At 54.0% G+C, this 22714-nt stretch carries 19 protein-coding genes, 1 tRNA gene and 1 pseudogene; 12 read left to right on the plus strand and 9 right to left on the minus strand.

The window, feature by feature from the left end:
* Positions 1 to 129 precede the first annotated feature (129 nt).
* Entirely contained in the window at positions 130 to 1443 is a 1314-nt protein-coding gene (locus PG1C_RS07455; RefSeq protein ID WP_202634205.1) for a class I SAM-dependent methyltransferase, read from the minus strand.
* A 161-nt stretch (positions 1444 to 1604) separates the two neighbouring features.
* Positions 1605 to 2462, minus strand: a complete 858-nt coding sequence (locus PG1C_RS07460) for a dihydrofolate reductase family protein (protein WP_202634206.1) — start codon at positions 2460 to 2462, stop codon at positions 1605 to 1607.
* Positions 2463 to 2681: 219 nt separating this feature from the next.
* Between PG1C_RS07460 and PG1C_RS07465 the strand changes: the two are divergent.
* The 4 genes and pseudogenes from PG1C_RS07465 to PG1C_RS07480 all read left to right on the plus strand — a co-directional run bounded on the left by PG1C_RS07465 (position 2682) and on the right by PG1C_RS07480 (position 4963).
* A pseudogene (locus PG1C_RS07465) lies at positions 2682 to 3700 on the plus strand (HflX GTPase family protein).
* Between the two features lie 30 nt (positions 3701 to 3730).
* Positions 3731 to 4033, plus strand: a complete 303-nt coding sequence (locus tag PG1C_RS07470; RefSeq protein WP_202634207.1) for a hypothetical protein — start codon at positions 3731 to 3733, stop codon at positions 4031 to 4033.
* A 20-nt stretch (positions 4034 to 4053) separates the two neighbouring features.
* On the plus strand, positions 4054 to 4347 hold the full coding sequence (locus tag PG1C_RS07475) for a protein kinase family protein (RefSeq protein ID WP_202634208.1): 294 nt from the start codon (positions 4054 to 4056) through the stop codon (positions 4345 to 4347).
* Positions 4331 to 4963, plus strand: a complete 633-nt coding sequence (locus PG1C_RS07480) for a protein kinase domain-containing protein (RefSeq protein WP_202634209.1) — start codon at positions 4331 to 4333, stop codon at positions 4961 to 4963. Before PG1C_RS07475 ends, PG1C_RS07480 begins: the two co-directional genes overlap by 17 nt.
* Positions 4964 to 5129: 166 nt before the next feature.
* Here PG1C_RS07480 and glpD read toward each other — a convergent pair whose 3' ends face one another.
* Entirely contained in the window at positions 5130 to 6641 is a 1512-nt protein-coding gene (gene glpD, locus PG1C_RS07485; RefSeq protein WP_202634210.1) for a glycerol-3-phosphate dehydrogenase, read from the minus strand.
* Positions 6642 to 6783: 142 nt separating this feature from the next.
* Between glpD and PG1C_RS07490 the strand changes: the two genes are divergently transcribed.
* The 6 genes from PG1C_RS07490 (at position 6784) to PG1C_RS07515 (ending at position 15044) form a co-directional block, all read left to right on the plus strand.
* Positions 6784 to 8037 (plus strand): glycosyltransferase family 9 protein, encoded by a 1254-nt coding sequence (locus PG1C_RS07490; protein ID WP_202634211.1) that lies wholly within the window; start codon positions 6784 to 6786, stop codon positions 8035 to 8037.
* Positions 8038 to 8044: 7 nt separating this feature from the next.
* On the plus strand, positions 8045 to 10060 hold the full coding sequence (locus PG1C_RS07495) for a glycosyltransferase family 39 protein (protein WP_202634212.1): 2016 nt from the start codon (positions 8045 to 8047) through the stop codon (positions 10058 to 10060).
* Between the two features lie 21 nt (positions 10061 to 10081).
* Positions 10082 to 11038, plus strand: a complete 957-nt coding sequence (locus PG1C_RS07500) for a lysylphosphatidylglycerol synthase transmembrane domain-containing protein (RefSeq protein WP_284431740.1) — start codon at positions 10082 to 10084, stop codon at positions 11036 to 11038.
* A gap of 107 nt (positions 11039 to 11145) precedes the next feature.
* On the plus strand, positions 11146 to 11898 hold the full coding sequence (locus PG1C_RS07505; protein ID WP_202634214.1) for a phosphatase PAP2 family protein: 753 nt from the start codon (positions 11146 to 11148) through the stop codon (positions 11896 to 11898).
* An 88-nt stretch (positions 11899 to 11986) separates the two neighbouring features.
* Complete coding sequence (gene clpB, locus PG1C_RS07510; protein WP_202634215.1) at positions 11987 to 14581, plus strand: ATP-dependent chaperone ClpB; 2595 nt, start codon at positions 11987 to 11989, stop codon at positions 14579 to 14581.
* Between the two features lie 178 nt (positions 14582 to 14759).
* Positions 14760 to 15044 (plus strand): hypothetical protein, encoded by a 285-nt coding sequence (locus tag PG1C_RS07515; protein ID WP_202634216.1) that lies wholly within the window; start codon positions 14760 to 14762, stop codon positions 15042 to 15044.
* Between the two features lie 296 nt (positions 15045 to 15340).
* On the opposite strand, the gene PG1C_RS07520 is transcribed toward PG1C_RS07515, so the two are convergent.
* The gene (locus PG1C_RS07520) at positions 15341 to 15946 is read right to left on the minus strand and encodes a DNA-3-methyladenine glycosylase I (protein ID WP_202634217.1); all 606 of its coding nucleotides are present in this window, start codon (positions 15944 to 15946) and stop codon (positions 15341 to 15343) included.
* Between the two features lie 131 nt (positions 15947 to 16077).
* Between PG1C_RS07520 and PG1C_RS07525 the strand changes: the two genes are divergently transcribed.
* Positions 16078 to 17319 (plus strand): aspartate kinase, encoded by a 1242-nt coding sequence (locus tag PG1C_RS07525; RefSeq protein ID WP_202634218.1) that lies wholly within the window; start codon positions 16078 to 16080, stop codon positions 17317 to 17319.
* Positions 17320 to 17362: 43 nt separating this feature from the next.
* Here PG1C_RS07525 and PG1C_RS07530 read toward each other — a convergent pair whose 3' ends face one another.
* From PG1C_RS07530 to PG1C_RS07540, 3 genes are all read right to left on the minus strand, one after another.
* On the minus strand, positions 17363 to 17863 hold the full coding sequence (locus tag PG1C_RS07530; RefSeq protein WP_202634219.1) for a flavodoxin family protein: 501 nt from the start codon (positions 17861 to 17863) through the stop codon (positions 17363 to 17365).
* A 70-nt stretch (positions 17864 to 17933) separates the two neighbouring features.
* Positions 17934 to 18173: a hypothetical protein gene (locus PG1C_RS07535; RefSeq protein ID WP_202634220.1), complete on the minus strand. Its 240-nt coding sequence runs from the start codon at positions 18171 to 18173 to the stop codon at positions 17934 to 17936.
* A 211-nt stretch (positions 18174 to 18384) separates the two neighbouring features.
* Positions 18385 to 18459: transfer RNA gene (locus PG1C_RS07540), tRNA-Val, on the minus strand.
* Between the two features lie 107 nt (positions 18460 to 18566).
* Between PG1C_RS07540 and gltX the strand changes: the two genes are divergently transcribed.
* The gene (gltX, locus tag PG1C_RS07545) at positions 18567 to 19961 is read left to right on the plus strand and encodes a glutamate--tRNA ligase (RefSeq protein WP_202634221.1); all 1395 of its coding nucleotides are present in this window, start codon (positions 18567 to 18569) and stop codon (positions 19959 to 19961) included.
* 79 nt (positions 19962 to 20040) lie between these two features.
* Here the strand turns inward: gltX and PG1C_RS07550 are convergent, their stop codons facing one another.
* Together PG1C_RS07550 and mnmC are read right to left on the minus strand one after the other, a co-directional pair.
* Complete coding sequence (locus PG1C_RS07550; RefSeq protein ID WP_202634222.1) at positions 20041 to 20667, minus strand: outer membrane lipoprotein; 627 nt, start codon at positions 20665 to 20667, stop codon at positions 20041 to 20043.
* A gap of 86 nt (positions 20668 to 20753) precedes the next feature.
* Positions 20754 to 22712, minus strand: a complete 1959-nt coding sequence (mnmC, locus tag PG1C_RS07555; RefSeq protein WP_202634223.1) for a bifunctional tRNA (5-methylaminomethyl-2-thiouridine)(34)-methyltransferase MnmC2/FAD-dependent 5-carboxymethylaminomethyl-2-thiouridine(34) oxidoreductase MnmC1 — start codon at positions 22710 to 22712, stop codon at positions 20754 to 20756.
* Between the last annotated feature and the right edge of the window lie 2 nt (positions 22713 to 22714).

Consider the following 22714-nt stretch of genomic DNA (forward strand, 5'->3'; position numbering starts at 1 on the left):
GCGAACCCGGTGACAGAACACAGGTGCTTTAGCGACCCAAGGACCAGACAAAGCAAACGCAATCAAAGAGCAAATCGTCAGAATCCCGCAGCTTCAACAAGTCGATGAGCCACTGTAACCCCGGCTGACTTACTGATACAGGTCGCGTCGCGTGAGCGGTAAGGGCCGCGTGGTGGCACCGGATTTCGAAGCCAGAATCTGGTAAATGCCCGTACCACCCGCTTCAAACTCCAGTGCGCATGCCGCCATATAGAGCCGCCAGACGCGATATGCGGTTTCGCTGACATATTGCAAGGCCTGATCGTGAGAGGTTTCCAGCCGCTGTACCCAATGCCGTAGCGTTAACGCGTAATGGGGGCGAAGCCCCTCCACATCGTGAATCTCAAAACCGGCGTTTTCCATGCCACGCTGAATATTGCTCACGGTGTCGAGTTCACCGTCGGGGAAGACATAACGGTTGATGAATTCGGTATCGACGGTTGGTTGCCAGCCCTCTTCGTCGTGTGTGATGCCATGGTTCAGGAACAGCCCACCCGGTCGCAACACTTTATACACACTGGCGTTGTAGACGGGAAGGTTGGCAAGGCCCACATGCTCGAACATGCCGATGCTGGCAACCTTGTCAAAGACAGCCTCGCCTTCCATGTCACGATAATCGCGCAGCTCAACGGATACCAGATCGCCCAGTCCTTCGGTGGCGATACGTTGTTGCGCATATTCGAATTGTTCTTGGCTCAGGGTGATGCCGTGCGCACGCACGCCGTAATTGCGCGCCGCCCAGCATACCAGCGCGCCCCAGCCACAACCGATATCAAGAAAGCGCTCGCCCGACACGAGACGCAGTTTGCGGCAGATGTGATCCAGCTTATTGCGCTGTGCCTGATCCAGCGTGTCATCCGGCGTTTCGAAGTAGGCGCATGAATAAACCATCTGCTCGTCCAGCCACAGCTTGTAAAAGCTGTTGGATAAATCGTAGTGGAACGAGATGGCGGCGCGGTCGCTCTTTTTGGAATGGCTATGAGAGAACGACTCGTCGGCCTTTAACGCGGTATTGTGCGCGGGTGATAAGGCCGAAACATGCTTGCGCGGTAGCCGCATTGCGTCTATCCACAGGGCGCAGCGTTCGCGTAATGACAGCGCCAAGGTTTGGAAGTGCTCTTTCAGACGAAGCACGGCATACAAGTCGCCTTCAAAATCGATCCGGTTCCGAAAATACGCATCAGCCAGCAAAATCGGGCTGCGGTCCAGAACCAGTGCCCTGAGAACTGCGGAATCCCTTACGACAAGGGTGAAGGCGGGCGATGCGCGTCCAATGTGGTGGGTGATACCGTTCCACAGGCGCAATGCCATTGAGCCACGGAAGCTGCGCAACAAGCAGTTCAATATGCGCAACGCAGGGTCTGCGTGGATCGGAGACGCAACGGGTGTTGTAGTCGAACTCATGAGTTTCTCCAAATCATCCTTTATGGTTAAGACGAAGGATTTCATAAAAGCGTTCGATGGAAATTCCTACAGCGATGATTTCAATCGTATCCGAATCTTATGACGACGGAAATAGAATCGTCTGTACGCTACCGCACTGGCCGTATCTGACCAGGCCGAAACTAAGGAAATGAGTAGCGCAGAAACAGGTGGCTACTGCCACGCCGCATGTCGATCAAGCTTCCCCAGAGGGCGTCGCGCGGCGCGAACGCTTTGCCCATGACCAGGCTGGGCCGTCCGTCACCAGTGTCGCGGCCGGCAATTTGCGGCGCGAGTGTCAGAAACTGTTCGTCGATGAGTCGTTCCGCGTAAAAGTCGCCCAGTAGTCGCGGCCCTCCTTCGACAAGGATCAGCTTGCCAGGATTCACCTGGCACACCTCGTCAAGGATGGCGTTCGCCGGAATCGCGTTTCCACGATGACGAATTGCGCGGACTTCGACCGTATCGGGTGTGCGTTGCTTGCTCAAGCGCTTTGCGCCTGCTGTCGTCGTAACAATCAGGGTCGGCACCTTGCCAGAGGCGAATATCGGCAAGCGAAGATCGATCTCGCCGCCGCCGCTCACGATCACATTCAGTGGCGTCTCGCACTTGACGAGCGCTTTTCTCAGCCGCCGATATTCTTCCGCGAGTGCCGGAAAAATGGCCTCGGCAGTCCAGACATGCTGACGGTCTGCGCCCAGCGTACCGGAGCCGATGATCACCACGTCGGCAACCGCGCGCAACAGGCCCATCACCATGCGATCCTGGGCGCTGAATCCGCTGATGTCCGCGCCACTGGCGTGTCCCTTCGCATTGAGCGAGACGACACCGTCCAGCGTGGTCACAAAATTGCTGAAGACGTGCGGATGTGGGCGTGGCGGCGGCATGCGCAGGTCTCCGTACAGGCGCGAAAGTTTGGGAGGCAATGGCAGCAGCGTGCCGCGCTTCGTTTCAAAAAGCGTCTTGAGCGGTGCTAGGGCTGCAGGAGCGAGATGGGACATTTTATCAATCACAAAAAACAGGCTCCCGGAAAAAAGTACAACCGGGAGCCGTAATCCGCCAATTGAAAAAATTGACGGTGGGGAGGTAGGTGAATTATTCGCCTTTGTTTCCGTTTGCTCTGTACGCCTGCGCACACAAGCTGGAGGAATTCACTATCGGCGAGTATTTCATTAGCGGGTACTATCCGCCTTCCCGCCATCAAGAGCCGCCATCGCCGAATGCAAAAAGAAGTTAAAGAGAAGCCCCGGTATGCCGTCGTGGCAGCCGTGCAGCTGCCGAGCGTGAGCGACGTTGAGTTTGAAGCGTCACTGACCGAGCTGCGCGAGCTCGCCAAGACGCTGGGATTTACCGTCACCCGCACGTTCATGCAGAAGCGTTCCGGTTTCGACTCGACAGCCTATCTGGGGGTTGGCGGAGATACGCCGCTTTGTTAACAACGAACCGGCGCCAGACCACGAGTCAGCGCACGGCGACGCGGGGAGCGGGGTTGCCACCGACTTTGCCACCGATGCTGCCACCATGAATACCGCTGAGCCCCTCGAGGTCATCTTCGTCGACCATGGAATTTCACCCTCGCAGGCGCGCAACCTCGAAAAGGAGATCGGCTGCCAAGTGATGGACCACACCCTGGTCATCCTCGAGATATTCCACCGCAACGCGTGCTCCCGCGCCGCACGCGCGCAGGTGGAGATCGCGCGCCTCGGCTACATGGCGCCGCGCCTGCGCGAAGCGGCCAAGCAAGACGCAGCGGAATCGACGACAAGGGCGCCAAGGACAACAAGGGGGACTCGCCAGCGTGGCGCTCGTCGGCTACACCAACGCGGGCAAGTCCACCCTGATGCGCGCACTCACCGGCAGCGAAGTACTGGTCGCCAACAAACTCTTCGCCACGCTCGACACCATCGTGCGCGCCCTCCACCCCGAGAGCGTGCCGCGCGTGCTGGTCAGCGACACGGTGGGTTTCATCAAGAACCTGCCGCACGGGCTGGTCGCCTCGTTCAAATCAACGTTGGATGAGGCGCTGGATGCATTGCTCCTGCGCCACGTCATCGACGCCAGCGACCCCGGGTTTGAACGCCAGCTTCTTCCCTGGTCGGCACAGCAACTGCGCGGCGAAATATTCGCGCGCTGTGAAGTGCTGGCCGAGCGCGCCGACGATGCGGGTGCATTCTTCCGCGTCCGTGGCGAACAAGTCACTGTGAATAGTTTGCGCGAGCAGTTCGGCCAGGTACGATGAATTCAGATTATTTTTCTTTAAGAATGTCCAATGAATCGAGCGCTACTGGCTGTCTCGGCGGACGACAGATCTTCGGTCAAAGAAGGTATTCAGCGAAGATCAAAAAGCCGTGTCGAGAACTACCCTGCAGAAAAACTCATTGAGGCCTTCTGGTACGCATGGAAACAGGCGCAATTTCGTTGCTTACGAAAAGTCGGCGCTGGTGAGACGGCGGAAAACGTGGTACGTCTCCTATTATTCTGGTTCTCGCCTATCGGCCAAAATCGGACGGTCTGGGTTGTTATTCCATCTGACTGGTGGCACGACGCGAATTCGATCCACTGCATTCGTTAGGCTGTACGGAGACAGATCAAATGAGTACCGACGAACCCCATCCAGTTGCACCGCCCTTGAAGGGCGTCGTCCCACCCAGTCCAGGTAAGGTGATTACTAGTCTCGCAACCGGAACGACCTACACGATGGGCGACAGAATTGGTGAAGGCTCCTTCGGACTCGTCTTTGCGTGTGCAGATGGGTGGCGCAATGACTTGGCAGTTAAGGTGATGAAGCCGGTTCGAACATACGAAGAGGTTCAGGCGGCGACGATGGCAGAGGTCCAGCGCTTATTATTGCGACATCCTTACATTACGTATGTACGACGCCTTTGAGTACAGAAATACTTTCTACATAGTGACCGAGCGCTGTTACTGCCCACTCACTCAGCTTTTTACGCTCGATGAGTATGATGGTTCATTGTGGCTAATGTCGATAGCCCGATGTCTTTTGCAGGCAGTGCACTACCTCCATGTAAATAAGTACGCACATCAGGATATTCACCTTAACAACGTTTTTGCTTCATTTGCACGAGATGAAATGCGTTCAGACAATCCTGGAGCTATTCAATTCAAACTTGGCGACCTAGGTGTTAGTAAAATGTTTGGCGAGTTGGATGCGGCTAACACCCTCGCTGAATGGATTCTTCCGCCTGAGGCTCTTGACCCAGCAGAGTACGGGCCACTTGACCGCCGAATCGACATATACCACATGGGTTTGCTATTTCTTGAGATCATGCACGACAAGGAACTTCGCTTCACGCGTGATGAGATTCTGGCTGGTCGTCCTCGCGAAATGGCTCTGCAATTACCACCCCCATTAAACTTTGCACTGGAAAAAGCTTTACGACGGCACGCCGCCTTCCGAACAAACAACGCAGAGGAACTATGGAGAGACCTTCAATCTCCACCTACGCTTCCTGACAACACCTCGTCAAGTACAGTGACATGACATCATTGAATGGCCGCTTTAGAGAAAATCGTATACCCCTTCGGGTCGATTCCGGTCCGTCATCTATTCCAGCAAAGATATTATTGGTGCGCATCATTTTGTGTGTCGCATTACGCCATGAGCCTATCAATCACAGAAGCCGGATAAGCATTATTCGTACGGAAAATTAGCGCGAACCGCGTGAAGCAAGCCAGTCGGCGAACCGAGCGCGTTGCTCCGGCATCATGTGCAGTCCGGTCTTGGTTCGCCGCCAAAGGATATCGTCGGCTTCTTGCGCCCATTCGTGTGCCATGAAATGCGCCACTTCTATTTCATACAGGCCTCCGCCAAAGTCCAGGCCAAGGTCTTTTGTTTCTCGCACATCGGCCAGCAACGCCAGGGCGCGGCTGCCGTGGCGGCGGGCGAGTTGTTCTAGCCATGCCGGGGGCAAGTTGGGGTGGCTGGCGTGCAGATGGCCGATGGTTTCAGCCAGCGGACAATCTCCGCCGGGTAGCGCGGCGCGTGCTGTCCACGGCTGACCACTGGCCGGAAACCACGGCGTCAGTTTTTCCAGAGCCTGTTCAGCCACGCGCCGATAAGTGGTTAGTTTGCCGCCAAAGATAGACAGCAAAGGGGCTTGGCCAGTCAGACTATCACACTGCAAATGATAGTCACGTGTGATCTGGCTGGCATTGCTTGATCGGTTATCATTTTGTCCGCCTTCATCAAATAGCGCACGCGTACCGCAGAACTGCCATAGAACGTCGCTTGCCTGAACCGGTTTTTTTGAATAATGATTTACCGCTTCACACAGATAAGTCACTTCCTCGCTGGTCACTTTGGGTGGGGTAGACGCGTCACTGATCTCGATATCTGTCGTCCCGATCAAGGTGTAATTTTGTTCCCACGGAATCAGAAAAATAATGCGGCGATCTGTGTTCTGTAAGGTGTAGGCATGCTTGCCAGGATAGAGCCGGGGAATAACGATGTGACTCCCTTTAACCCAACGAATGCCGAGATATTGTTCGCTGGGATGCAACTGGTCACGCAGCGCAGCAACCCCGGTGCCAGCCGCATTGACCAGGGCACGCGCTACAACCGTTGTCTGGCGGTTAGTCTGCGTATTTTCTAGCCTGGCATGCCAAGCGGCACCTTCTCGATGCGCGCTGATCAAGCGCATGTGGGTGAACACCTTGGCGCCACGCTCTGTTGCATCGCGCAGGTTATGAATGACCAGGCGCGCATCATCGGTTTGAACATCAGAATAAATAAAACCTTTTGAGTAACTCGCCTGCAAGGCTTCGCCGTAAACAGAAGTCGCCAAATCAACCGTTTGTGATGAAGGTAAGGTTTGGTGACCGCCCAGCAGGTCGTAAAACATGAGGCCGAGACGAATCATCCATGCCGGGCGCAGTTGTGGTGTATGCGGAATGACAAATCGCAATGGCTGCATCAAATGGGGCGCAATGCGCAGCAAGGTTTGCCGCTCGGATAATGAGTCATGGACTAGACGAAACTCACCGGTTTCAAGGTAGCGCAAGCCGCCATGAATCAGCTTGCTGCTGGCAGATGATGTTCCCCCGGTAATATCGTCTTGCTCATATAAAGCGACGCTTAACCCGCGACCTGCCGCGTCACGCGCAATGCCAGCACCCTGGATGCCGCCGCCGACAATGAGAAGATCAACCTGAGTTTGCATGATGCAGCGATGATACTTACATCGCAGTCCGCGTGGCATGGGTGACTGCTAGTACAATTTGGCCCCATTCCGTTTATGCAGACGTGCACGAATTTCATCCGCACGCGCCACTTTTACCTGATCTTTCAAGAGCCAATACCGAATGAATATCGATCTTATGCGCAAGGTGGACTACTTTGCGGGCATTCCCTTATGTCTTGTGGCCACGCTCTGGACGCGCCTGATGGGATGGCTATGGAACGATAAAGTCAGCCCGCCAAAAAAGGTTTTGTTCATTGAACTCTCTGAAATGGGCAGTGCTATCCTGGCAGATCCCGCGATGCGAAAAATGCAGCGGGATGGAAAAACAGAACTCTATTTTTTGATTTTCAAATCGAATGCAGTCAGCTTGCGCTTGCTGGATACCGTACCCGAAAGGCATATTTTTACGATTAATGAAGATGGTTTTTTAAATATCACTCGGGATAGCCTGCGCTTTCTGTTCTGGGCTCGTCGTCACCAAATTGATACAGTGATCGACTTGGAGCTATTTTCTCGTTACAGCGCGCTATTGACTGGCTTGTCTGGCGCAGTCAATCGCGTTGGTTTTCATGCTTTTCATAATGAAGGACTATACCGGGGTGCGATGCTTACGCATCGGGTGATGTACAACCCGCATCGGCATATTGCGAAAAATTTTATTGCGCTGGTCAATGCGGCCCTGGCGAAAAAAGTAGAGCATCCCTTCTCAAAAACTGTGGTGGATGATAGCGAAATCACGCTGGCGCAGGCACGGGTCGACGAGGGTGCAATTACCGCTATGCGCGCCAAAATCCTGAAGGAATACCCAGGCTATGATGCAACGCGCCATCGTTTGGTGATTATTAATCCGAATGCGAGCGATCTTTTACCGCAACGACGCTGGATGCAAGAAAATTTTGTCGTCGTCATGCGGAATTTGCTGGCTGACGACGAAAATATTCTTGTCCTGATCACTGGCTCCCCGGCAGAACGGGACAGAGCGGCAGTTTTGCAAAAACATGTCAACAGCGATCGGTGTATCAATTTTGCGGGTTGCCACGGATTAGACGCATTGCCAGCGCTTTATCAAATGGCTGAACTCATGTTGACCAATGATTCCGGTCCAGGACATTTTTCAGCGGTCACCCCCTTGCGCACGTTTGTCTTGTTTGGCCCGGAAACTCCATTGCTATACGGCTCATTAGGCAACAGCACCCCGATTTATGCGGGGCTTGCTTGCTCACCTTGCGTTAGTGCAGCCAATCATCGAAAAACCCCGTGTGCTGACAATGTATGCCTTCAAGTCATCAAACCCGAGGCTGTATTAGTCCAGTTGCGCCAGGCGCTGGCAGAAAATAAATCGGCACAGGCAAAACCACATCATGCAGATGAGTAAATAAACTATGCAATCGATTTCCTCCCTCAGTTTTTTATCCGGTAGAGCCCAGCTCATTGCGATTGGCGTTTTAACATTCACTCTGGATACCGCTATTTTTCGTTTTCTCTCCGCTCAAGCTGATTCGCTGGCATATGCGCATATGACGAGCTTTATGGTTGCCGCACTATTTGGCTGCCTATTGTCTTTAGTTGGCCCCCTCAACCCTATGGCGAAAACGCCACGTTTACCCCGTTTCTTGGCATGGTTTGTCATTGCGCTGCTGATACTTTTTTTGCGTGGTGGGCTACTAGCGAGTTTGGTTCAAGTGGCGTCTGTTCCAATCGTGACTGCGCAACTTGTTTCTGCTTTTTTTTCTGTCTTTGCGTTCTTTGGCCTGATCTACGTCTTTTCTTATGCCCCGCGTACGGGCTGTCTTGCCCCTGAAAAAAACCTGGACACTATTTTTTTACTCCTCACAGCCTATGCCATTCTGTTAAGACTGTTCTATCTGGGCGCGCCAGAACTGCTTTTTGAAGAAGCGTATTACTGGAATTACGCCCAACATCTGGATATTGGTTATCTCGACCATCCATTGATGGTGGCCTGGATCATCAAAGCGATGATTTCTCTGCTGGGGAACACTGAATTTGCAGTGCGCCTTGGCGCGTTTATGTGCTGGTTTGTGACGGCTTATTTTATTTTCAAGCTAACCCTTGAGCTGTTTAATCGATCCATCGCTTATCGCGCATTGGCTATCATGGCGATGTTACCGGTTTATTTTTCATTTGGATTTTTCATGAGCCCTGATGCCCCGGTGACGGCGTGCTGGGCGATGGCGGTGTATTTTTTCTATCAGATTATCGGCAATGAAAAAAAGCGCGCCTGGCTGGGTTTAGGCGTCGCGATTGGTTTGGGGTTGATTTCAAAATACACCATCAGTTTGTTAGGTTTAGCCATGGTGTTGTTTTTACTGATAAACCGGTCATCAAGAAAGTGGTTTACCCGCCCTGAACCCTATATTGCCGTAGTGATTGCGCTCCTGCTCTTTTCACCCGTGGTGATTTGGAATTTTGATCATCACTGGGCATCATTTACCTTCCAAAGTCAAGGCAGATTAGCTAGCAAGTTTTCGTTTTCCCTCCCGCGCTTTATTGGCAATGTGATTGTTTTTCTGACGCCAATTGGTGTTTTGTCAGTTTTTGCCATTGTTTTATCGCGAAAGCCACTTTTGGCGAATATGGCCTCTTTTACTCAAGCGCCTACAGAGCGGATAAAGTGCAATTATTTTTTACTCATCTGGCTCACGTTATTTCCTGTGTCTGTATTTGCAACCATTAGCCTGTTCAGAGCCAGTAAATTGAACTGGACTGGCCCCAGCTGGCTTGCACTTGTGCCTTTAATGGCATTGCTATTAACGCAAAAATCAGTGGTCGCACCAACAAGATTACTGGCTTGGTGTCGCAGGGCATGGGTGCCGACACTTGTTGTTTGCCTGCTTTTTTACGGTGCTTCTTTGCACTGGCTAAGCCTGGGTCTTCCTGGTGTGGGTTATCCCAAAAACATGCACCTGATTGGCTGGCGAACCTTTGGCGGGGAGATGGAAAAATTAGTCACCCAGCTAGAGCAAGAAATAGGTAATGACATACTGGTTGTGGGCATGGATAGAAACAAAATCGCCAGTGGGTTGGCTTTTTATCGTACGCAATCTATTGAATCAAGCAACCAAAAAACAGCGCATGTACCTGCATTTCAGACGGCCAGCGAGCATCTTTTTGCCAGTGTTGGCTTGATGTATGAGTTCTGGTTTCCTTTAGCGCAGCAACATGGCAAAACGATGTTGCTAGTCAGTAATGATAGAGATCATTTACGGACGGGTAGGGTGCTTGAACGCGTCAAAACGGCGGGTGAAATTCACGAAATGATCATTTCAAAAAATGGTCAGCCAAGCGGCCATTACTATTACCGGTTGGTTAAAGGGTATCAAGAAAAATCAACAGCAAACCCGTTAACCGGCAGCGCGGATAGCGATTCTTCTGATTAAGTGGGTACTTTTTGCCCCTTCATGCGTGCTGCTAAATCATTTTTTTCTGCTCCGGCCATCAGATTGCTGCTGCGGGTTCTGGTGACAACAAGCATACTGGTGCTTATTGTGCGTTCGATCAATGCTCAGCAGGCATGGCGTGTCATGGCAAATGCGCAAGCCGATTTACTGGCCGCTGCGCTGGTAATGCAGTTTGCCAGTACTGCGATTTCAGCCTACCGCTGGCAGCTGATTATGCGCAATCTCCAGTTTGGCCAGTCGTTTACCTTCTATTGGCGCAGTTATTTCAAGGGGATGTTCTTTAACCAGGGTTTGCCGACGAGCATTGGCGGTGATGCCATACGGGTACTGGATGTCGCTAGGTGTGGATTTCGCAAACGCGATGCGTTGTATGGTGTAGCGATTGATCGAATTGCGGGGCTTGGGGCACTGATACTACTGACCTTCGTGGCGTATGTCTTTGACAGTGCTTTACTCCCCTTGCAGGTGTATCGGCTGATGTTGTTGCTTACCGTACTGGGTTTGTCGGGAATAGCGAGTCTCTTGGTATTAAATCGGATTTCCTGGCTCAATCGTTACTCGCAATGGGCCTTTGTAAAAGCGATTTCGGATCGTCTTGATTTGGCCTTTGCCAACAACCGGTTTATGTTGTTCATTTTGTCGATACTCGTGCCGATTTTCGCCATGCTGGGTTTTTATGCCACCGGATGGGCGCTCGGTTTACGCTACGATCTAATGACCTATTTTGCGATTGTGCCGCCAGCGCTGATATTGACGATTATTCCAGCATCCATTGCTGGATGGGGGGTACGAGAGGGCGCGTTAGTCGGCTTGTTTTCTTTAATTGGCGCGGACGAAACCATTGTGCTGATGATGTCGCTGCTGTACGGTATAACGCTTATCATTGTGAGTATTCCTGGATTGATTGTTTTTCTTCAAGGTCGACAACGCATACCGACCAAGCTTTCTGATAGGTAGTTTTTTCCTTCGCTTTTCGGCAACTGCCAAATATGACCATGAGAAATCGCCCCCTCAGATTAGACAACTCCACGCTATTTCAAGGCCGCTGGGATTGGCCCAGGCTCATGGTCTGTCACATTATCGCCATAGTGCTGCTCACCAGCTGGCTATGGCACCCTACCCGCACTCCGTGGGATCAGCTCGACAGGCAGATATTTCATTACCTGAATGCGCCACTGGCGACCAGCAGCACATGGGCGCATCTTTGGGCTTTTGGCAGTATGCGGTTGGCGGATATGGGCGTCGGCTTGGTCATGGTGGGATTTCTGATCAAAGGTAACTGGCTATTTGCCAGAGATCAGGTGCGCACGGCGTTGTATGCTTTTTTATCGGTTTTATTTTTGTTGCTTGTTATACGGATTGGACTATTTGCTCAATGGGTCAAGTGGATGCATTGGCAGCACGCCGGCCCGTCGCTGGTGCTGGATGGTGCAGTGCGTCTTAGTGAACTATTCCCTGACTGGGAGAAGTTTTCGCACATTAAGGACAGCTCAAAAAATAGCTTTCCTGGCGACCATGCGTCTGTTTTGTTGCTTTGGGCGATGTTTCTTTCTCCGTTCGCAAAGTTATGGCAGCGTGTGCTGATCTGGCTATTAACCGCTATTTTTCTGTTGCCCCGGTTGGTCGCAGGCGCACATTGGGGCACGGATATTTTCATTGGGGGCGTATTCCTCAGCCTGATTGCGTTTAGCTGGGGATTTTATACCCCGTTCGCAGCGCGCAGCACCCGCTTGCTCGAACGGCTTTTCACCCCTGTTTTTCATTGCTTGCAAAAAATTCCCGGATTAAATCGCATCAGTTTGATATCCGGTCGTTAATTCTTTTTTTTTGCAAAAGCAGCATGACCCTTGAAAAATACATAAGCTTGCCCCAGCTACCCTGAAATACTTTTGGAAAGGGATAGCAATGCGCCTCGATAAACTCACCACTAAATTTCAGCAAGCACTGGCCGATGCGCAAAGCTTGGCCGTGGGCAATGACCAGCAGTTTATTGAGCCGCAGCATCTGCTTTTGGCGTTGTTAAGTCAGGATGATGGTGGCACGGTCTCTTTACTGGCACGTGCTGGCGTTAATGTGGATAGCCTGAAAGCCGCCTTGGGTAAAGCGCTTGAGCGTTTGCCAAAAATCGAGGGGCATGGCGGTGAGGTGTCTGTCGGCCGGGATCTGAACAATCTGCTTAATGTGACCGACAAGGAAGCGCAAAAGGCAGGCGACCAGTTCATTGCCTCGGAGATGTTTCTGCTCGCTTTGGCCAGTGACAAGGGTGAGGCCGGGCGCTTGTTAAAAGAGGCCGGATTACAACGCAAGGCGCTGGAGGATGCAATTCAAAAAGTGCGTGGCGGACAGCATGTCGGCTCACAGGACGCTGAAGGGCAGCGCGAAGCGCTGAACAAATACACGCTCGATCTGACCGAGCGCGCGCGATCGGGCAAGCTTGATCCGGTAATCGGGCGTGACGACGAAATTCGCCGCGCGATGCAGATTCTGCAGCGGCGCACCAAGAACAATCCGGTGCTGATCGGTGAGCCTGGGGTAGGCAAGACGGCCATCGTCGAAGGGTTGGCGCAGCGCATCGTCAATGGCGAAGTGCCGGACACGCTGAAAGACAAGCGTGTGCTGGTACTGGACATGGCGGGCCTTTTGGCTGGCGCCAAGTATCGCGGTGAATTCGAGGAGCGCCTGAAGGCCGTGTTGAAGGAAGTGGCGCAGGATGAAGGCCGCATCATTCTTTTCATCGATGAGCTGCACACCATGGTTGGCGCGGGCAAGGCTGAAGGCGCGATGGATGCCGGCAACATGCTGAAACCCGCCTTGGCGCGCGGCGAGTTGCACTGCATTGGCGCCACGACGCTGGACGAATATCGCAAATATATCGAGAAGGATGCCGCGCTGGAGCGGCGCTTTCAGAAGGTGATCGTCGATGAGCCGAGCGTCGAGGCGACCATTGCCATTCTGCGCGGCCTGCAGGAAAAGTACGAACTGCATCACGGTGTGGACATCACGGATCCGGCCATCGTTGCGGCGGCGGAATTGTCGCACCGCTACATCACCGACCGTTTTTTGCCGGACAAGGCGATTGATCTGATTGACGAGGCAGCCGCGCGCATCAAGATTGAAATTGATTCGAAACCGGAGGTCATGGATAAGCTCGAACGCCGCTTGATTCAGTTGAAGATTGAGCGTGAGGCGGTGAAGAAAGAGAAGGACGACGCATCGAAAAAACGGTTGTCCCTGATCGAGCAGGAAATCACTACGCTGGAGCGCGAATACAACGATCTGGAAGAAATATGGAAGGCTGAAAAGGCGCAGGTTCAGGGCTCGGCGCATATCAAGGAAGAGATCGACCGTCTTCGTGTGCAGATGGCTGAATTGCAACGCAAGGGACAGTTCGACAAACTGGCCGAGTTGCAATACGGCAAGTTGCCACAGCTGGAAGCGCAACTGAAAGGCGCAGAGGCAGCGGCGCAGAAAGTCGGCCCTGGTGAGACGGCAACGAAAAAGCTTTTGCGCACGCAAGTCGGCGTGGAAGAAATCGCCGAGGTCGTGTCACGCGCCACCGGCATCCCGGTGAGCAAAATGATGCAGGGCGAACGCGAGAAGCTGCTAACCATGGAAGACCGCTTGCATGCGCGCGTGGTGGGCCAGGATGAAGCGGTGCGGCTGGTATCGGATGCGATCCGGCGTTCTCGTGCGGGTTTATCGGAAGAAAGCCGGCCGTATGGTTCCTTTCTCTTCCTCGGCCCCACGGGCGTGGGCAAGACCGAGTTGTGCAAGGCGCTGGCCGGATTCTTGTTTGATGCCGAAGACCATCTGATTCGTATCGACATGAGCGAGTTCATGGAGAAGCATTCCGTCGCCCGTTTGATTGGCGCGCCGCCGGGGTACATAGGTTACGAGGAAGGCGGCTATCTCACCGAGCAGGTACGGCGCAAGCCCTATTCGGTGATTCTGTTCGATGAGGTGGAAAAGGCGCATCCGGATGTATTCAACGTGCTGCTGCAAGTTTTGGATGATGGCCGCATGACCGATGGCCAGGGCCGCACGGTGGATTTCAAGAACACGGTGATCGTCATGACCTCCAACCTGGGCAGCCAGATGATCCAGCAGATGTCCGGCTCGGATTATGGCGTGGTCAAGCTCGCCGTGATGGGCGAGGTGAAGACGCATTTCCGTCCCGAGTTTGTCAACCGGATTGACGAAATCGTGGTCTTTCATGCGCTGGACGAGAAGCATATTGCGCAGATTGGCCGCATCCAGTTGCAGTATCTTGAAAAGCGTCTGGCGCGCATGGATATGACACTACAAGTGAGCGAAGCGGCGCTGGCGCTGATTGCCGAAGCAGGCTTTGATCCGATATTCGGCGCACGGCCGCTGAAGCGGGCAATCCAGGAAAAAATCGAGAACCCGCTGGCCAAGCAGATGCTTGAAGGCAAGTTCGCCGCCAAGGATGTGATTCGCGTGGATGTGGCCAAGGGGCAACTGGTGTTTACCAAGGGCTGAAAAGTCGGCACCCCAAGGGTATTTCCTGCGGGGCGCGCTGGTGAGACGGCGTGGTTGCGTCTTGTCACGTCAATTGCGGCGCTGACAGGGCTGCCGGTGATCATTGGCTACGAGCCTGTTGCCGCGGCGGTTAAGATCAAACTCAAGAAGCTTTCCAACGAGCTGATTGAGGAAGAAAATGACCTGCACCCAAAAATTGCTAGCCTGGCCTGCTGTCGCCGGTGTGCTGCTATTCACCTCGTGTTTTGCCGTGGCGGGCCCGCCGTTTCTGACGGATGATCCCGAGCCGGTTGAATACCGGCATCATGAGTTCTACATCGCCTCACAGCAAACGAAAACGGCTGACGGCACTGCAGGAACGCTGCCACATATCGAATATAACTACGGTGCAGCGCCCGACCTCCAGCTACATGTCATTGGTTTTTTGGCTGGCAACTGCAAAAAGACATTGGCGAGCACCTGACTTTGGGCGGGGAGATATTCCATGGCACCGAGCAAGCACCAGGCGAAGGGAGCAGCACGGGATTCAATCTGGGCGGGAGCTACCACTTCGACGGGCATAACCACCTGCTGTTTTCCGCCGGGTATGGTCTGACGAATACCAGTTCGACAAACAAGTTCTTGTCGTATATCGGGTATCAGTTGACCTGGTAGGCATCCTGTACCGTGCGGACTATGCACTGAAAAGTCGGCGCTGGCGGTACGGCGAGAAAAGACATCAGAAGGCGCAAAGCGGTGGGTCAATGGTTCGTTGCGCGCTCAGCCGCCCAGCGCTCCATGGCGATGACACGCTATCAGATGATCATTGACCATGCCCGTGGCCTGCATGTGCGCGTACATGACGGTCGGGCCAATGAAACGGAAGCCGCGTTGCTTGAGATCTTTTGACAAGGCTTCCGCTTCTGGGGTAATGGCGGGCACTTCCGCCATGGTGCGCCAGTGATTGATGCGCGGCCGGCCATCAACAAACTGCCATAACAACTGATCCAGCGTGCCGCCTTGCGCGTAAAGCGCCAGTGTGGCGCGGGCATTGGTGATGCTGGCGGCAATCTTCAGCCGGTTGCGCACGATGCCTGTATCAGTCAGCAGGCGTACGATATCCTGTTCACCATAACGTGCGATTTTTTCCACGTTAAAGCCATCAAAGGCGCGGCGATAGTTTTCGCGTTTCCGCAAAATCGTGATCCATGACAGACCAGCCTGCGCGCCTTCAAGCAACAAAAATTCAAACAGCGTGCGTTCATCATGACAGGGCACGCCCCATTCGGTATCGTGATAAGCCATGTAAAGCGGATCACTACCACACCAGGAACAACGCTCTTGTGGTGCGAGTTGCGAGGGGACAGGTTGTTTTATCCGGTTCATTTCGTGCTCCGTGTGTAAAGAATTGATGGTTTTCTTTTGATAAAGTCGAACCTTGTAAAAGTTGCACGATGTCACCATGATATCAACGAGGTATCGGGTAAAATTATCTTTTTTCTCATTAAGAAATAAAAATGGCGTTAATTGTTCAGAAATATGGTGGCACATCGATGGGCTCGCCCGAGCGTATCCGCAATGTTGCCAAACGTATCTCGCGCTGGAAAGCGCAGGGGCATCAGATTGTTGTCGTAGTGTCCGCCATGAGCGGTGAAACTAACCGGCTGGTTGCTTTGGCGCATGAGGTGTCCCCCCAGCCCGATCTGCGCGAGATGGATGCGATGCTTGCCACGGGCGAGCAAGTCAGCATCGCTTTGCTGGCTATGGCACTACGTGATATTGGCTTGAAAGCCAAAAGCTACACCGGCGGCCAGGTAAAGGTTTTGACAGACAGTGCCTTTTCCAAAGCACGGATTCTGGAGATCGAGGACAGCAACATCCGCCATGATCTGGACAATGACACCGTCGTTATTGTTGCCGGTTTTCAAGGGGTGGATGCTGACGGCAATATCACCACGCTTGGCCGGGGTGGTTCAGACACCTCCGGCGTGGCCCTTGCTGCCGCCCTGCAGGCAGAAGAGTGTCAGATTTATACCGATGTTGATGGCGTATACACCACTGATCCACGCATCGTGCCTGCCGCCAGAAAACTCGATCAAATCACCTTTGAGGAAATGCTGGAAATGGCCAGCCTGGGTTCAAAGGTTTTGCAGATTCGCTCCGTCGAATTCGCAGGAAAGTACAAAGTCAAGCTGCGCGTGCTCTCCAGCCTGGAAGAAGAAGGCCAGGAAACTGCTGGCACACTGATTACTTTTGAGGAAAATACCACTATGGAACAACCTATTATTTCAGGCATTGCGTTTAGCCGCGACGAAGCCAAACTAACCGTATCGGGTGTGCCCGACCGCCCCGGTATTGCTTATCAAATTCTAGGCCCGATTGCCGAAGCCAATATTGATGTCGATATTATTATCCAAAACGTTGGCCATGATGGCACAACGGATTTTTCGTTCACCGTTAACCGCAGCGAATATGCTCGGGCGAAGAAAATGTTGGAAAATCAAATAAAACCTCACATCGGAGCACTGACGATTGATGGGGATAACAAGATTTGCAAGGTGTCGGCAGTCGGTGTTGGCATGCGTTCCCATCCTGGTGTGGCCAGCAAAATGTTCCGCACGTTAGCTGAAGAGGGCATCAACATTCAGATGATTTCCACTTCCGAGATCAAAATTTCAGTTGTCGTGGATGAAAAATATCTTGAATTGGCTGTTCGCGCCTTGCATCGTGCATTTGATCTAGACCAAGCGGCTGCCTAGCTTTTTACTGAGTCATGGCACTGCAGCATGGGTTGATGCGGGGTCAGAATATACCCAGCGCTAACCCATTCGCCATGAGGCTGCCCAGTGTTTCGCAACGCAAAAGGTCTTCCGCTGAAATGATTTTTGGACGCAGAATTTCCTCTGCCGTTTGTGCGTGCGTGCACACAATCAGTGGGGCTGCGACAGCACGTAATCGCCAGCCTGTGGTGATACGCTCAATCTGACGGGCGGCATTGTGTCCGTCACTGCCGGCGCAAATCATGGTGGCGTAGGCTCGGCCAGTAATTTTTTCGAGCGCCGGGTAATAACAGCGGTCGAAGAAGTCTTTCATCAGTCCAGAAACCGCGCCAAGATTTTCTGGCGTCGCAAAAACGTAAGCGCCAGCGGCAAGCACATCGCCTGCTGAAGTCTGCGGCGCCAATTTGAGCTGCACGTTAACTATTCCTTCTGCGGTCGCACCCTTGATCAAGGCGCGAGCCATCTGCTCAGTGCCGCCTGTCACTGAGTAATACACCACGAGTAGCGTCTTTTGAGTTTGCATAATTGCCAGTAACGGCAAAGCTTCGTGGCAACCTTGGTTTCAGGTTGTGCCCTGCGGCAGTGTCTGCAGATTATTTTTCTTGCAAGGCACTGTTTAAGCGTTGGGCACGCGCTTTGGATTCAGCCTTGTTCATTTCAGACACTTGCCGACCATAGGCTTCGCGAGCCTCAAGACCTCGTTGGGTTGCCTCAATGCTCCGGATGCAACGCCAGCGCGTTCCTGTCTTTGTAACCATCCGGCGCATTTCTTCGCGTGGATGGTGCGTGCGGCAGTGGTAGCAATAAACTAGTTCTTTTGTTTCTTTAGTCATGGAAACGCCATTAATTACATCAAATCAGTAGTAACTACGATCTATCTTCGACCCTTGCTAATCCCTAAAAAAGAGAAGTAAAGGGGTTCATTTTGACATATTCGTGATGTTAATTCGTTTTGGACTACTAAAGTTTCAAACGTTTATTTAAATTGAACTAACGGTTGTATGTAATTTTTATGTAACAACGCAGTGAAAGACCGGCACTGTCTGGTGGGCGGTACTGGGATCGAACCAGTGGCTTCCACCGTGTGAAGGTGGCACTCTACCGCTGAGTTAACCGCCCGCGAAAAGAGCCTGGTATTTAACCATAGATGGGGGGGCAGGTCAATCGTTCAGCGCTTGGGATGACGTAAAATCAATCCTCTTCATCTTCCGCTTTTTTTCATTCTTATGACCGTACGTACCCGTTTCGCCCCTAGTCCCACTGGTTTCCTGCATATTGGCGGTGCTCGCACTGCCTTGTTTTCCTGGGCATATGCCCGGCGGCATGGCGGAAAGTTCATTTTGCGCATTGAAGACACCGATGTCGAGCGCTCAACGCCCGAGGCGGTGCAGGCGATTCTCGATGGTATGCAGTGGCTGGGACTGAACCACGACGAGGGCCCGTTTTACCAGATGCAGCGCATGGCGCGTTACAAAGAAGTTATTGGCGAGATGTTGGCGGCAGGAACGGCCTATCTTTGCTACACCACGCGGGAGGAGCTGGACGCTCTGCGCGCCGATCAGGAGATACGCAAGGAAAAGCCGCGTTATGACGGCCGCTGGCGCCCTGAAGCTGGCAAGACCTTGCCGCCACCGCCGGATGTGCCGCCCGTTGTGCGCTTTCGCAATCCGCTCGATGGTGTGGTGGCGTGGGACGATCAGGTCAAGGGCCGCATCGAATTCGCCAATGGCGAACTGGACGATTTCATTATCGCCCGCGCTGATGGCACGCCGACCTACAACTTTTGCGTGGTTGTGGATGACTGGGATATGGCGATTACGCACGTGATTCGTGGCGACGATCATGTCAATAACACGCCGCGCCAGATTAACCTGTTGCAGGCGCTGGGCGCGCCCGTGCCTTGCTACGCGCATTTGTCGATGATACTTGGCGACGATGGGCAGAAGCTTTCCAAGCGGCATGGCGCTGTGTCGGTAATGCAGTACGACGACGACGGTTATCTGCCCGAGGCAGTGGTGAACTATCTGGCGCGCCTTGGCTGGTCGCATGGCGACGAGGAAGTGTTCAGCATGGATCAGTTTGCGCAGTGGTTCGATCTCGACCACATCACCGCGTCGGCCGCGCAATTCAATACCGAAAAGCTCAACTGGCTCAATGCGCATTACATCAAGGCCGCCGCCCCGCAGCGTCTGGCTGCCGAGACCATGCGACGGCTGGCACGGCAGGGTGTGGCGACGACGGATGGCCCGGATGTCGCACGCGTGGCGGCGCTTTACCGTGACCGCGCGAGCAATCTGAACGATCTGGCCGACGCAGTGCACCCGTTCTATGTCATACCTCAGGCGAGCGAAGAAGTTCGCGCACAGCATTTGACGGAAAGTGCGCGCAAGGCGCTGGCTGTTCTGCGCGAACACTTATCGGATTGCGCATGGCAGGCGGCGGCGTTGGGGCAGTTGGTGAAACAAACCGCTACTGAGCTGGGGCTGAAAATGCCACAGGTAGCGATTCCGCTGCGCGTTGCGCTATTGGGTTTGCCGCAGTCTCCAGCAATTGATGCGGTGCTGGAGGTGATGGGGCGCAATCAGGTTCTCAAGCGGCTGGATACCGTGCTGTCAGCTTAAAAAACAAAAGCTTCCCAGCCGATGTAGCTTGGGAAGCTTTAGGCTTTGATTCAGGCGTTTTAGTGTGACTTAGTGTGACCTAGCGCGGTGTCAACGCACCATTTTCTAAACGAACCCGATCACCCTCACGCCATGCGGGCGTCGTGTCGCTAGGAAAGGTGCGTGTCGTGCCATCCTCAAAACGCACAACAATCTCGTAACTTTGCTTTTTCTTCATGGTTTTTTCAATCTGATTACCGGCCAGAGCGCCGCCAACAACGCCAGCGACCGTTGCTACCGAGCGGCCTCTGCCTTGACCGACCTGATTGCCAAGCAGACCGCCGACAACGCCGCCGGCAATACCGCCCAGGCCGCTGCCTTCAGGCACGACCGTCAGTTCGCGAATCTGTTCGACGACGCCACAATCGGCGCATTTCGCCGCGGCTGCATGGCCGACCGAATAAGTTGGCGCTGGTGATACGGCGGCTTTTACCGGTTTGTGCGTACTTTTCGGCGCATGCGACGCACTTGCAGGCTCGGTAGGTTCGGTAGGTTCTGCTGGCTTGTTTGCGACCGATTCCTGCACCATCGGTGTGGCGGGAGCTGCCACCGGATTGGGCAGCACGCCTGTCAGCACACCAACGCCTGCCAGCGCAACTGCGGTAACCGCGGCAGCGGCAACGAGTATCAATGGGTGCGTGCGGGATGTGGTTTGTGTGGTTTCCATGAGTAGCTCCTTTGTAGTTAAAACCCAGGTACAGAATAGCGCAGTAAAGCAGGTAACGGATGAAACAGAAATTCGCTGTTACAGATTCATCTGATTGTCGTCTGATTGCGCCGCAGCGTATGCAGATAAAAGCGCGCCGGATCGATAAGCTTGACCAGATCTTGCTCAATCGGCAAGGGTTCGCCTGCTAACTGGCTGGCTAGCAATTCGGCTGCCAGCGGCGCCCAGACCATGCCGCGCGCGCTCAGACCGAGCAGCACATGTAGCCCTGGCAAGCGTCGTAGTGTGGTAAGGGTTGCTTGCGCCGCTTCTTTGGCCGTCATTGGCGCGGGCAGGGTGCCCACCAGCGGTACCCGGTCACGCGCGGCTGCGCGAATGCCGACGCGGCCTGTCAGCATGCGTGCATTGATACCTTTCGCTGCACCCGGCAAGAGTTCTTCAAGGCGGTGCAGATTACCTTGGTGATCGCGCAAGCGGCTTTGCAGATCGCTGTCGCCACTGTCAAAGCTGGCGCCGATGCATACGGTGCCTGATTCTGGCGGCGTCAAATAGCCGGAGCGGCAGAGCACATGGCGCAGCGGCGGCTGATCATCACTGACTGACAGGGCTTGCAATCCAGAGACGGACTCCAGATAGCTGATCTGACCGCGTATGGGCACGAGCGTGAGCGGCACGGGGTAGGGCAGCAGCGCTTCGGCCGCCTGGGCATTGGCGAGAATCAGATGCGGTGCGCTGCCCAGAAAATTGTCGGCGTCGTCAAATATCTGCCAGCCATTGGCTGTTTGCTCCAGCCGCACCACAGTCACGCCGTAATGTGTGCGTATGCGGTCGCCGCCTGCCGCGAGCAGGGCGTTGCACAGGCTGGCCGGATCCACCCAGCCTCCTGTAGGGAACCACCAGCCGCCATGCGTCAGAGAGCGGCCTATCAGCGTTTCAGCAGCGGCATGGTCGAGAAAGCTGACCAGCTCGGCAGGCGGATTCAATTCCTGTACCGTGGCGCATTGCAGGGCTTCATGTTCGGCATCGCGCGCAATGTGCAGCACGCCGCAGGACGACCAGCGCACGGCAGGCAGTTCAGTCAAACGGCGCAGCGCATATAGATAGCAGGCACGCGAAAGCCGCGCCGCCAGTGCATCATCTTTTGTTAGCAGCGGCAGCAGCACGCCGGAAGGATTGCCCGATGCTTCCTGCGCGGGTGCGGCGTTGCGATCAAACAGATCAACCTGCCAGCCACGCTGGGCTAGCCGTTCGCTGATCGCTGTTCCCGCAAGTCCGGCACCAATGACCAGCGCCTTGCGTTCGTTGTGCTTACCGCGGGCAAAACTCGGCGCTGGTGGGACGGTGATTGAATAGTGACCGACGAGCATTTCACGCTTGCTGCCAAAACCGGGACGGCGCGCCAGCGTCCAGCCGAGTTTTTCCAGCGTGCGGCGTAATTCTCCCGCGACACTCCATGTCGCCAGCGTCGCCGCAGGGCGGCACAACTGGGTGAGAGTAGCCAGCAGCACAGGCGACCACAACGTGGGATTTTTGGCCGGCGCAAAGCCATCCAGATAGAGCGCATCAAGCCGGGCAACGAGGTGCGGCAATTGCGTTTGTGCATCGCCAAAGAGCAGGGTAAGTGTCACCTGGCTGTTCTCAAAATGCAGCCGATGAAAACCGGTGACTAGCGGCGGCCACTGACTTATTAGCTGGCTGGCGAGCGTTTCCAGTTCTGCAAAGCCAGCTAATGCACGGGCCAGGTCATCACGTGGAAAAGGGTGTTTTTCAACGGAAACAAAGTGCAGGCGACAGGTCCGCCCGGTTTCTCGCCAGGCTTGCCAGGTGGCAAGGAAGTTCAGCCCCAGGCCGAAACCGGTTTCAGCAATGATGAATTGATCGCTACCCTGCCAGCGTGAGGATAGATTGTTGCCGTGAATAAACACATGGCGAGCCTGATCCAGCCCGCCATGTGTGGAGTGATATACATCGTCAAAAGTCACTGAAAATGGCGTACCGTCACTGGTTATCGCGAACTCGGCCGAAACCAGTGGTGGATGTTTCATTG

Source organism: Rugosibacter aromaticivorans (assembly GCF_000934545.1).
Taxonomy (GTDB): domain Bacteria; phylum Pseudomonadota; class Gammaproteobacteria; order Burkholderiales; family Rhodocyclaceae; genus Rugosibacter; species Rugosibacter aromaticivorans.